At 32.5% G+C, this 16,217-nt stretch carries 14 protein-coding genes; 12 read left to right on the top strand and 2 right to left on the bottom strand.

Annotated features, from left to right (window positions below; all coding sequences use genetic code 11):
* Nucleotides 1-30 precede the first annotated feature (30 nt).
* Nucleotides 31-1,161: an ARPP-1 family domain-containing protein gene (locus NMK29_RS00970; protein ID WP_108805216.1), complete on the bottom strand. Its 1,131-nt coding sequence runs from the start codon at nucleotides 1,159-1,161 to the stop codon at nucleotides 31-33.
* Nucleotides 1,162-1,362: 201 nt separating this feature from the next.
* Between NMK29_RS00970 and NMK29_RS00965 the strand changes: the two genes are divergently transcribed.
* The 12 genes from NMK29_RS00965 (at nucleotide 1,363) to NMK29_RS00910 (ending at nucleotide 14,724) form a co-directional block, all read left to right on the top strand.
* Nucleotides 1,363-2,052 carry a DUF2064 domain-containing protein gene (locus NMK29_RS00965; protein ID WP_108805215.1) on the top strand — a complete coding sequence of 230 codons (690 nt, stop codon included), beginning with the start codon at nucleotides 1,363-1,365 and terminating at the stop codon, nucleotides 2,050-2,052.
* Between the two features lie 164 nt (nucleotides 2,053-2,216).
* Entirely contained in the window at nucleotides 2,217-5,351 is a 3,135-nt protein-coding gene (locus tag NMK29_RS00960; protein WP_108805214.1) for a TonB-dependent receptor, read from the top strand.
* A gap of 933 nt (nucleotides 5,352-6,284) precedes the next feature.
* Nucleotides 6,285-6,974: a hypothetical protein gene (locus NMK29_RS00955; protein WP_108805213.1), complete on the top strand. Its 690-nt coding sequence runs from the start codon at nucleotides 6,285-6,287 to the stop codon at nucleotides 6,972-6,974.
* Nucleotides 6,959-8,350, top strand: coding sequence for an RtcB family protein (locus NMK29_RS00950; protein ID WP_108805212.1), 1,392 nt, complete (start codon nucleotides 6,959-6,961; stop codon nucleotides 8,348-8,350). The genes NMK29_RS00955 and NMK29_RS00950 overlap by 16 nt, the downstream gene beginning before the upstream one ends.
* A gap of 59 nt (nucleotides 8,351-8,409) precedes the next feature.
* The gene (prfH, locus tag NMK29_RS00945) at nucleotides 8,410-9,105 is read left to right on the top strand and encodes a peptide chain release factor H (RefSeq protein WP_108805211.1); all 696 of its coding nucleotides are present in this window, start codon (nucleotides 8,410-8,412) and stop codon (nucleotides 9,103-9,105) included.
* 4 nt (nucleotides 9,106-9,109) lie between these two features.
* Nucleotides 9,110-9,655, top strand: coding sequence for a hypothetical protein (locus NMK29_RS00940; RefSeq protein ID WP_108805210.1), 546 nt, complete (start codon nucleotides 9,110-9,112; stop codon nucleotides 9,653-9,655).
* Nucleotides 9,656-9,710: 55 nt separating this feature from the next.
* On the top strand, nucleotides 9,711-10,259 hold the full coding sequence (locus NMK29_RS00935; protein WP_108805209.1) for a hypothetical protein: 549 nt from the start codon (nucleotides 9,711-9,713) through the stop codon (nucleotides 10,257-10,259).
* 62 nt (nucleotides 10,260-10,321) lie between these two features.
* Nucleotides 10,322-10,876: a 3'-5' exonuclease gene (locus NMK29_RS00930; RefSeq protein WP_108805208.1), complete on the top strand. Its 555-nt coding sequence runs from the start codon at nucleotides 10,322-10,324 to the stop codon at nucleotides 10,874-10,876.
* A 213-nt stretch (nucleotides 10,877-11,089) separates the two neighbouring features.
* Nucleotides 11,090-11,836: a DUF547 domain-containing protein gene (locus tag NMK29_RS00925; RefSeq protein WP_108805207.1), complete on the top strand. Its 747-nt coding sequence runs from the start codon at nucleotides 11,090-11,092 to the stop codon at nucleotides 11,834-11,836.
* A gap of 175 nt (nucleotides 11,837-12,011) precedes the next feature.
* Nucleotides 12,012-12,914: a hypothetical protein gene (locus tag NMK29_RS00920; RefSeq protein ID WP_108805206.1), complete on the top strand. Its 903-nt coding sequence runs from the start codon at nucleotides 12,012-12,014 to the stop codon at nucleotides 12,912-12,914.
* A gap of 79 nt (nucleotides 12,915-12,993) precedes the next feature.
* Nucleotides 12,994-13,218, top strand: a complete 225-nt coding sequence (locus tag NMK29_RS00915; RefSeq protein ID WP_108805205.1) for a hypothetical protein — start codon at nucleotides 12,994-12,996, stop codon at nucleotides 13,216-13,218.
* Nucleotides 13,219-13,341: 123 nt separating this feature from the next.
* A complete protein-coding gene (locus tag NMK29_RS00910) occupies nucleotides 13,342-14,724 on the top strand; it encodes a cytochrome-c peroxidase (protein ID WP_108805488.1) in 1,383 nt (460 codons plus the stop codon).
* A 160-nt stretch (nucleotides 14,725-14,884) separates the two neighbouring features.
* On the opposite strand, the gene NMK29_RS00905 is transcribed toward NMK29_RS00910, so the two are convergent.
* Nucleotides 14,885-16,174 (bottom strand): T9SS type A sorting domain-containing protein, encoded by a 1,290-nt coding sequence (locus NMK29_RS00905; RefSeq protein ID WP_108805204.1) that lies wholly within the window; start codon nucleotides 16,172-16,174, stop codon nucleotides 14,885-14,887.
* Nucleotides 16,175-16,217: the final 43 nt, after the last annotated feature.

The raw sequence follows: 16,217 nt of genomic DNA, 5'->3' as shown, positions 1-16,217 counted from the left end.
TACAATCCAAACTTCAATACAACTAAACACCTAACGATTGCGCTGTTGTATTCTTCTGTAAGGAAAATCTTCTTTAGACTGAACAGCATTTGTCTTTTCATTTTTCATATAACTTTTATGAATCCATCTTTTCTTATCCACATCTTCCGTAGTAAAAACGATATTCCCGTTGCTATTTTGAACGGTTCTGAAATTGGTTGTTTTATTAACGTTTTTAACCACACCTTTATTTTCAGTTTTAATTGCATCCATAAACTTCGTTACATCTTTTACTGTACAAGCCTCATAATCCTTATCATTTTGTTCGCTAATAGCTTCGACAATAATCGATTCTAATATTTTATCCCACAAATTCTTAAAAAGACGTTGATTATTATAGATCTCTACTGCATAAACTTTACCATTGATTGCGTATGCATATCCAATTGTATTTTCCGTTGTTAGTAAATCCTTAAACTTATTGTAGTATTCTTTTTTTGCACTATCCAATTCGTCACTCTCTAGCGCTAATTGCAAGCTCGTATTGGATGCGTTATTGGCTACATTTACCGTTTTTCCATTTTTTCTGGAAAGATTATCATTTAAACGATCCTTCTGTTCCGCTACTTTTCCCCAAACCTTACTCTGATTTTTTTCGTGTCTTGCAGCAAGTTTTAATTCTCTAGATGATAACATTTTGGTATTAGACGCAAAAGAAGAAAGAGTTTCATTACCACGTTGTCTCCATCTACCTTGTTCTACACAAAAACTTTGTAATTCTACATTCTTCGCTTTTGGAGGAATAATTACATCATAACTTATTGTTCTATCCTGTTTTCCTCCTTTTACAATATCTCCAGAATGAATAAATATATAATCATCGCTATTATTATCCAATAGCAATTGATTTACATTTCCTGTTTCTTTTACCGTCACTTCCCTTCTATTCATTGCTTCAGATAAGGTTTTATAAATATCACCAGATATTTTTTCTTCACCTGTAATCATAAATAACGTAAGATTCTGAACACGTATTCCTTCCTTAATTTTAATTTCTTCTGTAATCTGTTCATTACTTGGATCATCAGTAATCTTTTGGTCATCAGAAACTTCGCCCTTTTTGAAACCAAAAAATAGAATACAAATACTAAAAACGGATAAAATAATTGAGTATGCCCTCATGATTGTTTTTTTTCAAAAGTATCTAGTTAGATGACGATTCTCAATACGTATCGAGTGAGATGACCTTTTCATTTAGGGAATTACTTTTACGATTTAGGTAACTCATAAAAGAAATACATTAAAAAAATAATCCACATTCTTTTGTAAGTTTTATTTCTTTATCTTGACTGAGTATGACAATTAATACCTTAAAGCACCTTTTTGATCTGTAATAAAAAAAATATTGCAATTCTAGTTTTTGCACTTTCGCAAGAAGAGGAAATTAAAAGAAAACCTTTTCTAAAGAACAGTTCATTACAATCAGATCTTACTTCTAGAACGATTACTTTAGTCAAAAAAACAGGATTAGATTATTTTGTATATAACGAACAACAACAATCCGGTACTGGTTTTGGAGAACGCTTTTCGAATGCAATCAGTGATATTTATAAAAAAGGGTATCATGCGGTAATTACATTGGGAAATGACACACCTAATCTTAGTAAGACCCATCTTCTAAAAGCAGTTGAGGCTATACAAAAAGGACACTCTGCGATTGGCCCTTCTTATGATGGAGGTTTCTATCTTTTAGGAATTCATAAAGAGACTTTTCATAAAAAAGAATTTGCTCAATTTTCTTGGAACACTTCTAATGTAAGAAATGAACTTTATGCATATCTACAGTCTTATAATAGGTCTTTTTCTCAATTAGATTTTCTATATGATCTGGATCATTTTTCCGATATTACAAACATATATAAAACACTTCCATTTCTGTTAAAAAAATTACGAAGTGTATTACAAATAATATTTCAAAAAAGGGAAAAAACAACTTCTTCCGGACAAATACTTCTATTACATATTTCATTAAAAACATATTATAATAAAGGGTCTCCGCATCTTATCTACTAATATGTAAAAAAGATGTTTTTTAGACATCATATCCTCTTATTTTATTAAAAAAACACTAATCAACCTATGGATGATATCGTGTATTGATGCGTCTAAGTAATCTTAAACGTTTCGATAAACGTCTTACTATGTGGTTAATGATACGCTCAATTATATTATAATACATGAAACTCTTTCTTAAAGTCATTTTTATTTTTTTTACACCTTATCTAATCATTTCTCAAGAAACCACGGGAACGCTTCAGGGTACACTTACCGATACTAAAAATAACCCTATACCCTTCGCAACTATTCAATGTATCGATGTTTCTACCAACTATAAATATGGGACTATTTCTGAAGAAAATGGTTTTTACAATATCACCAACCTATCCCCTTCCAATACCTATAAATTACAGATTTCGTATGTAGGTTTTGAGACCGTAATTGAAGAGAATATTACGATTCAATTAGGGAATACCACCATTAAAAACTTTGTCATGTCTGAAGATAGTGTATCCTTAGAAACTGTTGTAGTAACAGGTTCTTCTAAAAGTCAAAAAAACGGTAATGAAACCTTACTAGGAAAACGAGAACTTAGAACCACTCCAACTATCAACAGAAGTATTCAGGATCTTACTAAAAATCTAACAGAAAACAACCTTAATTCTTTTGGTGGTGCTAGTAATCGTTTTAACAATCTTAATATCGATGGTATTGCTAATAATGATGTGATCGGTTTTCAGGAACCTGCAAGTGGAGCGGCAGGATCTTCTGCCAACGGAACCCCAGGAAGTCTCTCTAGAACCCAACCAATTGGATTAGGTGCTATAAAAGAGCTTTCCGTAAAATTAGCTCCATTCGATGTAAGCATAGGAAATTTTAGTGGAGCTAGCATTAATCTAGTAACTAAAAACGGAACCAATACCACAAAAGCAGAAGTATATGGATACGGAAACAATCAGCTTTTATTAGGTAATTATGCGGATGGTATTAAACAAGAAAGTTCTAATTTTTATGATGTTCAGTTTGGTGGTGGAATCGGTGGTCCAATTATAAAAGATAAGTTGTTTTATTATGTAAATGTAGAACAAGCACTTTCTGATAATCCTGTACTAAATGCTCCTGGTAGTACAACCTCTAATATTTCTTCAGAAGATGTACAATTAATTGCTGACCGTCTAATTTCTGAATACAACTATGATCCAGGTTCTTTTACTAACGCTTCTATTAAAACTGCAAGTACCAAGATATTTGCTCGACTAGATTATAATCTATCAGATCAGCATAAAATAACGTTACGTAATAACTATGTAAACAGTTTTGCTGATAATTTAGAATGGAGTTCTTCTATATTTAACTTTGGGAATCAAGGATATCGACATAACAGTATTGCCAATAGTCTAGCATTGGAGTTAAAATCCAATCTTACTAATGGAATTACGAACCAACTTACGTTAGGATACAATACGGTAAAAGAAGACAGAGATTTTGATGGACGTGTATTTCCACATATCCAAATAGCTTCTAATTCTAGTAATAGAATATTTGCCGGAACCTATCGAGAAGCTTCAGTATATAGTACTGATTTCTCTACACTACAATTAGCAGATAAAGTATCGTACACTTCACAAAGACATACAATAACAGCGGGTGGATTAGCCCAATTTCATGATGTAGATTATGGATTTTTATCGGCTTGGAACGGACGCTGGGAATACCGATCCGTGCAAGATTTTTTAGATGACAATCCTAGTCGTGTGCGAGGAGTATATAATATTAATAATAATGATTTTGATTTTGTAACTAGTCGACCATCAGCAACGGTTTCGGTTATAGAAACAGCACTTTATCTACAAGATCAATTTAGAATTTCTAACCGATTTTCTGTTACCGCAGGTATTCGACTCGATGCACAATTTCTACCAAGTGACTTACCCATCAGTCAGGAAGTATTAAATACACCAGAATTTAGTCAGTTTGACAATAAAATTTCCAATGCACCACAATTTAATCCTCGTTTAGGATTCAATTATTCATTGGATACTAATAATAGATATAAACTACGTGGAGGTACTGGACTATTTTCTGGTAGAATTCCATATTTATGGTTCGCATATGTAGAATATATCTCCGGAACAGAATATTTTAATATTGATTTACGACCTACTGATACTACTCCTCTTACCGAAAATCTTGCTGATTTGCGAAGTGTACAACCTAATCTTACTGAAATTAATCTAATTGATAATGATTTTACATTACCTAGAGAGTGGAAAACAAATCTAGCTTTTGAAGCAAAATTACCTCATCAATGGGCAATAAACCTAGAAGGAACATATACCGAAGTATTAAATGGATTATTTTTTCAATCCATTAATCGCAGAAATGAACTTGGAAATTTTGCTGGTGCTGATAATCGTCCTTACTTTTTGCAAACTGGCGAGGATATAAAAGTTAATCCAAATTTTACCAATGTATTTCTATTAACTAATACCGATAAGGGGTACCGCTACAATATAACCGCAAATGTTTCTAAAAGAATAGGAAATTATCTAGGAACTTTAGGATACACCTACGGTAAAAGTAAAGATATCTCAAGTACCGTTAGAAGTTCTCCTGCGGCCAACTTCGAATGGAATCAGGCTGTTTTCGGGAATGAACCTGCTATTTCCTTTTCTAATTTTGATCTCAGACATAAAATCGTATCTACACATTCTTACGACATTAATTTTGGAAAAACACATTCAGCTGGAATTTCATTTTTATATAATGGTCGCTCCGGAAGCCCATATTCATTCGTTTACCAAGGAGATCCTAATCGAGATGGTTCCTCTAGAAATGATTTAATATATGTACCCAGAGATCAATCAGAAATACAACTAGTAGATATTGTTGATAATAATGGTATTGTTACAACCACAGCAAATGAACAGTGGCAACAATTAAACAACTATATAGAAAACAATTCTTACTTAAGAAACAGAAGAGGTAATTATGTAGAAAGAAATGGAGCCAAAACTCCTTGGAATCATGAATTAGATATGAAATTGCAATATGGAAAACAACTAAAAAACGGACATAGTATCACGGTATCTTTAGATATGCTAAATGTGTTTAACTTTATCAATCGTGATTGGGGACGCTTAGTATTTGTACCTAATGTAGTTAATTCAAGTTTTAGTTTACTCAATTTTGTTGGAATAGAAAATGAACAACCGCAATATCAATTTAATATCGATCCAGATGAGCAACCTTGGAACGTAGATTTACAAAATTCTAGATGGAGAGCACAAATCGGTATTAAATATGGGTTTTAAAAATCATATCTTAAATGAATTTCAATGTTGTTATCTTATTCAGAATCAAAAAGAATTATTCCTGAAATTTGGAACTTTATACTTAATAATCCCATATTTGCACCTGAATTAAGAACAAAAAACAAGTTTTAACTATCTATGAATTTATTTTATACACATAAAAAAGGACGCTGTAAAGCTGTTTTCAGATCGAAAGCATAGATAAAAAACTAAAAAAAGATATATTCTAAAAGCGTCCAAAAAAAAATGGACGCTTTTTTTATGTATTATTTTTTAAAAACTATGAACTGTCAACACAATGTTATTTGAACGATACATATAAGAACTACAGTTAATTAGCTAATAGATCAATATTCGTCACTAAACGAACAGGGGCTTCCTTGCTTAAAAACAAGCGTAACTTATTGAAAATCAATAAAATAAATTTAAAAATAATTTGCACACTTAAAAAATAGATTTCATATTTGCACCGCAATACAGCAATGTCACAATGAGCCCTTCGACAAGCTCAGGACAGGCATTGTCGAAGTGTAACAGAACATAATAATAACTATTAATAACCGAAGTACTATGACCTTTACAGACATATACACAGATACATCAAGAGAACTAGGTTCTTTTATGTATATGCTTCGGGACTTCTATAACTCATAAACTGATTACAACAGTTTGATATAAAGTCCGAAGCCAGAAAAAGTTTCGGACTTTTTATTTTTAATAACTCTTCTTAGAATTAATTAGCACTCAGAATGTCAATGATCAATTGATATATCCAGTTGTCACACTGAGCTTGTCGAAGTGTCCGAAAAATAAACAAACATTAACCTAAATAATAATCAAATGAAATTTTGTAACCAAAACAGTTAAGGTTTCAGATGTCAAGAGATATGCTGGAATCATTAATAAGACAATTATGAATTAAAAAAATGTCTAATGAAACCGGCACATATTAAAAGCCAAAGACAAAAAGAAATTCATCGTATTCAAAAAAGACAGCGTAAAATCTGGGAAGAACAACGAAATCTAGGTTATATAAAATTAGAAAAACCTATTCGTCATGGTTGGTTTAAAGAATCTGTAATTACCAAAAATGTAGAAAAATATAAAAATCAAAGATACATTGAAGAATTACATAAAAAGTTAGAAAAATCATTTTGGGGAAGAACTAAAGAAGAAGCTGAAAAAAAATGGCTTCAGGAAACTTCAAAATATTTAATTAACAAAGAACTTCCAACCATAAGCCGTAGGTCCTTTAATAAGTTAAGTGATGGTGCACAGAGAATGTGTATTCCTTTTAGATATTATACCAAGGATAAGAAACTAAAACTTCGGTTTTATGTCAACTTACCTAAAGGTACTTATAAGATCAAATTCACGAAAGCATATGTTACGCATAGCAAACGAATTGATCCTCAACTAGAAAGTGAAGATGCATTACTAGAGCAACAATTACTAAAAAACGGATACTTCGAAGAGGTACAGAAACAATACAACTGGAGAGATTATTGGCAAATCTTCAAAAGTAGAAAAGAAAAGCTAAAAACGAATAGCAAATTAAGGGATCTAAAAAAATATAAGATCCAAGAAATTATAAAAGAAGAAATATCATGGGAAAGAAATTAAGCGGAAAAGACTTAATCAAATTAGGCTTTCCAAAAAACAATAGTATTAATGTGACATTGGGTCAGATTAATCGATATCAAAAAAGAGTAAAAAAAGAACACATATTAATAGAAGCCAAAAAAGTATTATTAAATCCAGAAGCCTATCAAGGTGATGGCGTATGGGGTAAGATTGCTGAGAGTTTACTAAAGCCAGTGGAAGTAAAAAAACACGCTTTAAAAACTACCAGATCACCATTTCAGATTTATGGCGAAAATGAAATCGATGAGCAAGCAAAATACCAATTGTATGATGCACTCAAGTTACCAGTAGCAGTTGCGGGAGCTTTAATGCCAGATGCACATAGCGGATATGGTTTGCCTATTGGCGGAGTGCTTGCCACAAAAAATGCAGTGATTCCATACGGAGTTGGAGTAGATATCGGATGTAGAATGTGTCTAACAATTTATCCGATTGCTATCTCCTATTTAAAAGGGAAAAAGCATCAATTGGAAAACATATTGTCTGAGCACACCAAATTCGGGATGTATGAAACCCATAAAATAAAGCATGATCATGAAATCTTTGAAAGAGAAGAGTTTAAGAACATACCTCTAGTAAAAAGATTGAAAGACAAAGCATATAAACAATTGGGAACATCTGGTGGTGGTAATCATTTTGTAGAATTTGGAACTGTAGCTATTACAGATACAGAAAATGAATGGGGATTGGATGTAGGTACGTATATAGGTGTGCTATCACATAGTGGTTCCAGAGGATTGGGAGCCAATATTGCAAAACACTATACTTATTTAGCAACCAAACAATGTCCATTGCCAAAGCACGTACAACAATTAGCTTGGTTAGATCTAAATACGCACGATGGTCAGGAATATTGGTTAGCAATGAATCTTGCTGGAGATTATGCGCAAGCATGTCACGATGATATTCATGCCAGAATCGGAAAATTATTGGGATCACGACCGGTTGTAAAAATTGAAAATCATCACAATTTTGCTTGGAAACAAGAAGTAAACGGCGAGGAGTGTATCGTGCATAGAAAAGGAGCTACTCCTGCTGCAAAAGGCGAGCTAGGAATTATTCCGGGATCTATGACAGCTCTAGGATTTATAGTGAGAGGATTAGGAAACCCAGAAAGTTTGCAATCTGCATCACACGGAGCTGGAAGATTACATTCCAGAAGAAAGTGTAAAGAGAAATTTACCAAGAGTGATATTAAAAAAGAATTAAAAGTAAATGATGTTACACTAATTGGTGGAGGAATTGATGAAGCACCTATGGCTTACAAGGATATTACTAAAGTAATGGCTAATCAACAAGAATTAGTTGAGGTAGTAGGAACATTTACACCAAAAATCGTGCGAATGGATAAGTAAAATATTGAGGAGTTTAATGAATCAAAAAACTCCTCAATGTTTAAAAAAGAAAAGAAATAATGAAAACTAAAATAATTCAAATAACGGCCGGAAGAGGACCTGCAGAATGTGGCTGGGTTGTAGCTCAGGTATTGAAACTATTTCTGGAAGAAATTAAAAATAGCGGATATACATACAGCATACTGCAGCGAGAACAAGGTACTGAAAATGGAACCGTACAATCTGCGACCATACAATTAAAGGGAAAAGAAATAGACCATTTTTTAGGAAACTGGATAGGAACCATTCAATGGATTGGTACTTCTAAATTTAGGAAGCATCATAAACGAAAAAACTGGTTTATCGGGATGTATGAAGTAAAACAGGAACAAACCATAGCTATAAAAGAAAAAGACATTTCTTTTCAGGCAATGCGGAGTTCAGGTCCTGGTGGTCAAAATGTAAACAAAGTAAATTCTGCCGTTCGTGCTACCTATCATCCTACAGGTGATCAGGTAGTAGTTATGGACAGTAGATCACAACATCAAAATAAAAAAATCGCAATAGAACGATTAAAAGAAAAAGTAAATCAAAGTCAGCTTACCAAATTACAAAAATCATTATCTGATCAATGGGAAAATCACTTGAATATACAGCGTGGTAACCCAATTAGAGTTTTTAAGGGTACTGATTTTAAAAAGGAACATAAAAAACAATCGTATGCGTCCAATCGACAACAATTAAAAAAAGATTTACGCAACGAATTAAAAAATTAAGATCATGGGAAATTTACTAGACAAATACCTATTTCAGGCATTGGATGCATATCCATATAACTTGGAAGAAGCCGTAGAATCATTAAACTACGCATTGTCATATGATGAAAAAAATCCAGTAGCACTATGCTTAATGGGGCAAATCTATGCAGAAAACCTAAGAAACTATGAAACTGCAAAAGAGTATTACCAACAGGCACTAGCAGAAGACATGTATGCATTGGATGTATATCCTAAATATATCAATGTCTTACTATGGAATGAAGATTATGACGAAGCAGAAAAACTAATTGATTTTGCTTTGACGCTAAAAGGAACAGATAAAGCTGTATTATATTTAAAAAAAGGAATCCTTTTTGAACAAAAACAAGAATACAAAGCAGCGCTCAAAGTTCTAAAAAATGCTAAAATATATGCTTATAACAACTATTTCATAAGCGATATTGAAGGCGATGAAAAAAGAATCAAAGATAAAATGCCAAAAAAGAAGAAGAAAAAAGGTAAGAATACCAAGAAATCTTCTAAAAAGGCAAAGAAGAAAAAGAAATAATATAACCAGACCTGTCAGGTTTTAAAAACCTGACAGGTCTAAAAAATCGAAACATATGGGAGCGCCACACAACAAAAAAAGATATGGAGAACTATGGCCGAGCTATAGAATCCAATATGCGTTAGCTGTACTAGCTCCATTAAAAGAATTAGTAATACTTTCTGGAGGTTGGGCTTGGCATTTTCTATCACCTGTAGGACATGCAGAATATAAACATGCGCACGATCATAAGGATATTGATCTTTTTGTTGATCCAAAAAATGTAGCGGAGGTAATGAACATATTACTGGAGAATGATTTCCAAAAAGTATGGACGCGATATGATAAATTACCAAGTGATGAGAACTTTAGACGGTACGAAAAAACCGTGATCATAGAAGATGAAAAATCGGTAAGAATCACGATTGACTTTTTTGTAAAAGCGAACATTCCAGTTCGTAATACAAAAGGATGGACGATCGTAGAACCGTCTTATTTATTAGGTTTATATTCTAATATCCATTCTAGTGACAAATGTTGGGCAGTACAGGCTACAATCAAACTATTAGATCAAAACATTGATCCTTTAGATAGAGAAGAATTAGTAACAATTCCGAAAAATTAAAAATAACCGGACCTTACCATCTGTAACAGCAGACTGTAAGGTCTTTAATTATAAAGACCTAAATGAAAACAACAAATACAATCATAATCATTGACCTAGAAGCAACATGCTGGAATGGTCCAATACCAAAAGGACAAATACATGAAATCATAGAGATAGGTATCTGTTTATTGAATACAGAAACCGGAGAAATTTCAGAAAATGACGGAATTCTCATCAAACCAGAACGATCCGAAGTGAGTCCTTTCTGCACAGAATTAACTACGATTACGCAAGACCTATTAGATAAAGAAGGTATTTCATTTACTGAAGCTTGTAAAATTGTGAGAAATAAATATCAGGGACACCAACGTACCTGGGCAAGTTATGGCCAATATGATTTAAATATGATGAAAAAACAATGTAGTTTTAGAGAAATAGAATATCCATTATCTCAAAATCATATCAATGTAAAAGAGCTTTTTATTAAGACAAAAGATCTTCAGAAAAAAGTTGGAATGAATGGAGCATTAGAGATCCTAAATATCCCTTTAGAAGGAACCCATCACAGAGGAATTGATGATGCCAAAAACATAGCAAAAATTCTGAACTGGTGTATAAGTCATAATGGAGCCTAAATTATATTTGGGGAAAATTACAAAAAACACAAATTGTTAAATTTTAATAATGTTATGTTAATGGTTTTACAGTAATGTAGTTACAATCTTACAATAATTTGTAAGAAATTACGTGTATTTCATCGAATTTTTAGATAAAAAATCTGTTTTTAGTCTAATTTTTAGGTAACTTATCTATCTACTAACAAAAAAAACCCCTAAAATAACCTCAAGATGAAAGCTCTTAAAACCCCTTTATTTTTTTTAATTTCATTGTCATTTTTTAACATCAATTCACAAGAAATTGTCGATCATAACGCATGGGATCAGATTCTGGTTCTTAACGTTACCGACGAAGGCTTAGTTGATTATGATGGTGTCACAAATGACGTATTAGTATTTTATAAATACTTTAGATATCTACAAAATATTTCTCCAGAAGATCATTGGAGTAAAGAAGAAAAGTTAGCTTACTGGCTTAATGTGTACAATGCTACTGTCATGAAAATGATTATTGATGAATATCCTATAGCATCCATAAATCAGATAGAAAACCCATGGAAACGTAAAGCATTTAAATCAAAAGATGTTCGATATAGTTTGGATGACATCGAACATAGTATCTTAAGAAAATTTGGAGATCCTAGAATTCATTTTTTGCTTAATTGTGGATCTATGTCTTCGCCTAGATTATGGAATAGAGCATATACCAGTAGTAACATTGGTTACGCCTTAGAAGAAAGAACTAGAGAATTTATCAATGACCCGCAAAGAAATCAGATCAACTCCAAAACAGTTAGAATTTCCCAATTATTCGAATGGTATGAAGATGACTTTGCTAGTAACCATATGGACGTAATTGATTTTATCAATGAATACTCAACGATTACGATAGATAAACAAATAACCAAAAAATATGTTACCTACGATTGGAGTATTAACAAGAATGACAAAAAAACTCCTATAACAAGTAATAACTAACCTCTTTTACTTTATTAACTTTTTATTCTTTCTAACCAAGAATCAGATACTTATACAATACTTTGATTAGTAAGTTTACTAATCAATTACAAATCTATAGAAGAAATAAAAGTATTATATGAGATCTCTGTATACCAAACCAATAATCACTCTTAAAACCTAAATACACCAAATTATGACTAACATTACCAACCTTAAAACAACAACGGTAATATGCTGTTTAATCTTTTTTTCATCTGCATCCGCTCAAACCATTATAAATGGGTTTTTTCCGCAGAAAAATGACTTTACTTTAGCTTCTTCATACTCCTACAAAAGTTATGACAATTTTTTTCGTGGAAGCGATCAAACCCAATCCAATCCGATGAACATGGGAGAAATCTCATCAACTGTTATAAGTGTATATGGAGAATATGGCATACTTAATTGGTTATCTAGTACAGTAACGCTACCTTATATTTCTACACAAAACGAAACTGGTGTTTTAGATCCTGTTTCGCAGACCGATGAAGTAAGTGGAATACAAGATTTAAGTCTTTTTTTAAAGGCAAAAGTTCTAGAAAAAAATCTAAACGAATCCAAAATAGCAATTGGAGGAGCTGCTGGTGTTTCTGTACCTGTCGGAGGTTATGAAGAAGCAGGGATACTTTCTTTGGGTAATGGAGCAACTGCTGTAGATGGTTGCGGTTTTATTCAGCTTAGTACTCCTTCTAATCTTTTTGTCGAATTACAGGCCGCATATAGTTTAAGAAACAATTCTGATTTTGAAATTCCGAATGCTACACTTTTCAGTGCTAAACTTGGATATTATAACAAATGGTTTTACGCCCATGCAAAAGTTGGAACTCAGAATTCATTAGATGGATTAGATATAGGTACTCCAGAGTTCGCGGCTGCTGGTGGAGCTGCTGCATTACCAGAAACAGAAGTAGATTACACCAATTTTTATCTTAATCTCTATGTTCCCATATACAAACAAAGTATCGGAATATCCTCTGGATACATTACTAATATGAGCGGAAAAAACTATGATCGAGCTTCTGGTTTCTCTCTAGGATTAGTGTATAAAGCAGAATAATTTCTATTCAAATTAATTTAAAAAATAACCTATTAATAAAATTTACCCCGTGAAACAAATATTCCTACTTATTGCCCTTATGACCCTGATTTCCTGTGAAAAGGATGACTATATATTACTTGAAAATGGAATAACTGAATATGAAATCGATACTTTATCCCAAAACGCAGAAGTACCAACAGAGAATCTTGAAGAACATTTTAGTTCTATAAAACTAACTAAAACTGAAATAAAAAATCTTGTCCCATTTACAGGAAATAGTTTAAGAGATATAAGTATATCAATTGATATCTCTACTCAATGACAACAACTATTTACTGATTAAAGTTCTTTTCAAGAATAAACTTTTATTGCAATTAAAAAAGTTATCTGTCAAATGGTTATTCAAAATTTTAAACGAAAAAATATAACATTTAAACTTATTTTAATGAAAAATATATATCTGATTATCGTCATTCTAACATTATGTTCCTGCGAACAAGATGATTATATATTACTTGACAAAGAAGTAGATCAAACATCATTTTCGAAAGCACCTTCAGGACCAACTGGATTAGACAAACAAATTCTAGATGATTTAGAAACTATTTCTGGAGGGATAGGAGCATCCTATTTTATACTTCCAGATAGTAACCAATTTAATAGTATTCCTCAAGATCCATTAAATCCAATAACTACTGAAAAAGTAACCTTAGGAAAACTTCTGTTTCATGAAACCGCCACTGGAGGGAACCCTACAACTGCTTCTAATTTATTCACATATTCATGTGCGTCTTGTCATCATGCAGCTGCAGGCTTTAGTGCTGGTATCAGACAAGGTATTGGAGAAGCAGGAGTTGGTTTTGGAACTAATGGAGAAGGTAGGACATTTGATCCTAATATTGCTGTAAGTAATTCAGATATTCAACCTATTAAGTCGCCAACTGTATTAAATGTGGCATATCAAGATATCATGTTATGGAACGGGCAATTCGGAGGTTCAGGAACAAATCTTGGTACCGAAGCAAATTGGACAAATATTCCTGAAAATTTTATTGGTTTTGAAGGCGTTGAAGTACAAGCCATAAAAGGACAAGGAGTACACCGCTTATTAGTAGATGATAATTTTGCCGCTAATTTTGGATATCAACAAATGTTTGATGATGCCTTCCCAGGTTCTCCTGTAAATGAAAGATATACTACTATAAATGCAGCGCTAGCTATTGCGGCATATGAAAGAACTGTATTACCAAATCAATCTCCATGGCAAGAATGGTTAAAAGGAAATTACAGTGCTCTATCTAATGATGAGAAAAAAGGTGCAAGGGCATTCTTTGGTGATGGAAAATGCTATCAATGTCATACCGGACCAGCGCTAAATGACAAAAACTTTTATGCTTTTGGTATGGGAGATTTTGACAATACAAGTGATGCATTTGTTCTCGCAAATGTAAATTTCGAAGATGTTAAAAAAGGAAGAGGTGGTTTTACAAAAGTTGCTGCGGATAACTATAAATTTAAAACTCCTACTTTGTATAATTTAACGGATAATGGTATTTATGGACATGGAGGAACTTTTACTTCAATAAAAGAAGTTATTGAGTATAAAATAGACGGTGTGCCTCAAAGTAATGAAGTTCCATCAGAAAATCTCGCATCACAATTTGGTGACATAAAACTAAATAAAACCGAAATAGATAATCTTGTATCATTCATTGAAAATAGCTTAAGAGACCCTAATCTTACAAGATATGTACCTCAATCTACAAATTCTGGAAATTGTTTCCCTAATAATGATATCGCTTCTAGAGTAGATCTTGGATGTGATTAAAAGGTAGTTATCGCTGCTATTGATTTTCCTTCAAAAAATCACACACAATTGTCATATTTATATCATGCGCCAGCTCATTGAAAACTATTTCCCAAATAAAATAGTTCAACACAAATTGCTCAATGAGCTTTGCATGATTTTTCTTATTCGGTTACTAACATTACTTTACAATCAATTTTACAATATCCGAATACTGATCACCAATAATCTTTAGAAAAAACGCCCCTTTTTTATCTAAATTAATATTCGCTGATTGATGATCAGTTATGGAAACCTCGTCAATTAATTGACCAATAGTGTTGACAATCTTGATGTCTATCGGAAAAACCGTAGCATCTGATAACTCTAGATTAAAAACACCATTTCCAGGATTCGGATATATTATTGGCTTTGGAGTATGTATTGATAAATCGTCTACTGATAATATTTGATTTTCCAAAAAGACTCTACTTTCACCATTACTAAAAGTATACTCTTGTAAGCTATTCCATATAAAATTTACAATGCTTGGATAATTATTTTTTACTATATCTGGGATTCGAATTGGCGCAGGTAAGTCCGCATCTGGAAACTGAAAATTCAGTGGAGGTTGCTCTCCATAAATAGCTGAATAATGTATCAAGGCAGTTAAAAAATATAAAACTGGATATCCGTGTGGAGCGGAATCCTCATAGAGCGTCGTAGCGGCTATTTCAGATAATATCCCATTATCTGAAAACAAATCAGATAAGATAGGTCCAACCGGAATTAGTTTTACATTAGCATCTGGTCTAGTAGCCAATACCTCATCTTGTAATGTAATCCACCAATCATGAAATTCTCCTCTGGTATAATCATAAAATGCTCCAAATTCTTGTTCTTCTTCGGTTTGAGAAACTGGTGGAAAAGTTCCATTAAATTCAGGCCAATTTTCATAAATATAGAAGTTGATCCCAGGTTCTTCATCTCTGGAATAATCTAAGATTCTTAATACTGCCTCCACAGAGCTAAGGGCATTAGGATCCTCATCACAATCTTCTACATATTCTTGATCACAAAATGCATTTTGAGACGGTGTTGATGTCTGCTGAATAAAATTAGCCAACGTAACAATTACATTATCATAATCCCAACTACCAAAGTCATTATTAGTTTCATTTGTTCTGGCACTAGGCGCATCAATAAATCCCCATTGATATATTGCCGGCAACTCTTGTAATGGCAAAAAATTAAACTGACCATCTACAGAATAATCACTTCCAGCTTGTTGTGCTAATAAAAACATCCAATCAGGAATATTACTACGATTCTGCGTAGATTGATCCGCACTGTGATTCACCAAACTATGACCAAAAAAATATGATTTGTTTTCAGTTTGAGAAAAAGCACTTTGGAAACTAAAAGCCAGTATTATAAAGAGATATTTTAAAGAATAACTAGCCGTAATAAGCTTAGTAATTTTAAGAATCATAAAAAGGACGTTTATGGTTTTCAAAAATAAAACGCATCAATAG

Origin of the sequence: Aquimarina sp. Aq107 (assembly GCF_943733665.1) — a bacterium.
GTDB lineage: Bacteria > Bacteroidota > Bacteroidia > Flavobacteriales > Flavobacteriaceae > Aquimarina.
This window is presented reverse-complemented; position numbering and strand designations above follow the sequence as displayed.

Excerpts from the sequence above, each read along its gene's own strand:
- NMK29_RS00970 (WP_108805216.1), bottom strand. The coding sequence starts at position 1,161 with ATGAGGGCATACTCAATTATTTTATCCGTTTTTAGTATTTGTATTCTA.
- NMK29_RS00960 (WP_108805214.1), top strand. The coding sequence starts at position 2,217 with ATGAAACTCTTTCTTAAAGTCATTTTTATTTTTTTTACACCTTATCTA.
- NMK29_RS00955 (WP_108805213.1), top strand. The coding sequence starts at position 6,285 with ATGAAACCGGCACATATTAAAAGCCAAAGACAAAAAGAAATTCATCGT.
- NMK29_RS00950 (WP_108805212.1), top strand. The coding sequence starts at position 6,959 with ATGGGAAAGAAATTAAGCGGAAAAGACTTAATCAAATTAGGCTTTCCA.
- prfH (WP_108805211.1), top strand. The coding sequence starts at position 8,410 with ATGAAAACTAAAATAATTCAAATAACGGCCGGAAGAGGACCTGCAGAA.
- NMK29_RS00940 (WP_108805210.1), top strand. The coding sequence starts at position 9,110 with ATGGGAAATTTACTAGACAAATACCTATTTCAGGCATTGGATGCATAT.
- NMK29_RS00935 (WP_108805209.1), top strand. The coding sequence starts at position 9,711 with ATGGGAGCGCCACACAACAAAAAAAGATATGGAGAACTATGGCCGAGC.
- NMK29_RS00930 (WP_108805208.1), top strand. The coding sequence starts at position 10,322 with ATGAAAACAACAAATACAATCATAATCATTGACCTAGAAGCAACATGC.
- NMK29_RS00925 (WP_108805207.1), top strand. The coding sequence starts at position 11,090 with ATGAAAGCTCTTAAAACCCCTTTATTTTTTTTAATTTCATTGTCATTT.
- NMK29_RS00920 (WP_108805206.1), top strand. The coding sequence starts at position 12,012 with ATGACTAACATTACCAACCTTAAAACAACAACGGTAATATGCTGTTTA.
- NMK29_RS00915 (WP_108805205.1), top strand. The coding sequence starts at position 12,994 with ATGACCCTGATTTCCTGTGAAAAGGATGACTATATATTACTTGAAAAT.
- NMK29_RS00910 (WP_108805488.1), top strand. The coding sequence starts at position 13,342 with ATGAAAAATATATATCTGATTATCGTCATTCTAACATTATGTTCCTGC.
- NMK29_RS00905 (WP_108805204.1), bottom strand. The coding sequence starts at position 16,174 with ATGATTCTTAAAATTACTAAGCTTATTACGGCTAGTTATTCTTTAAAA.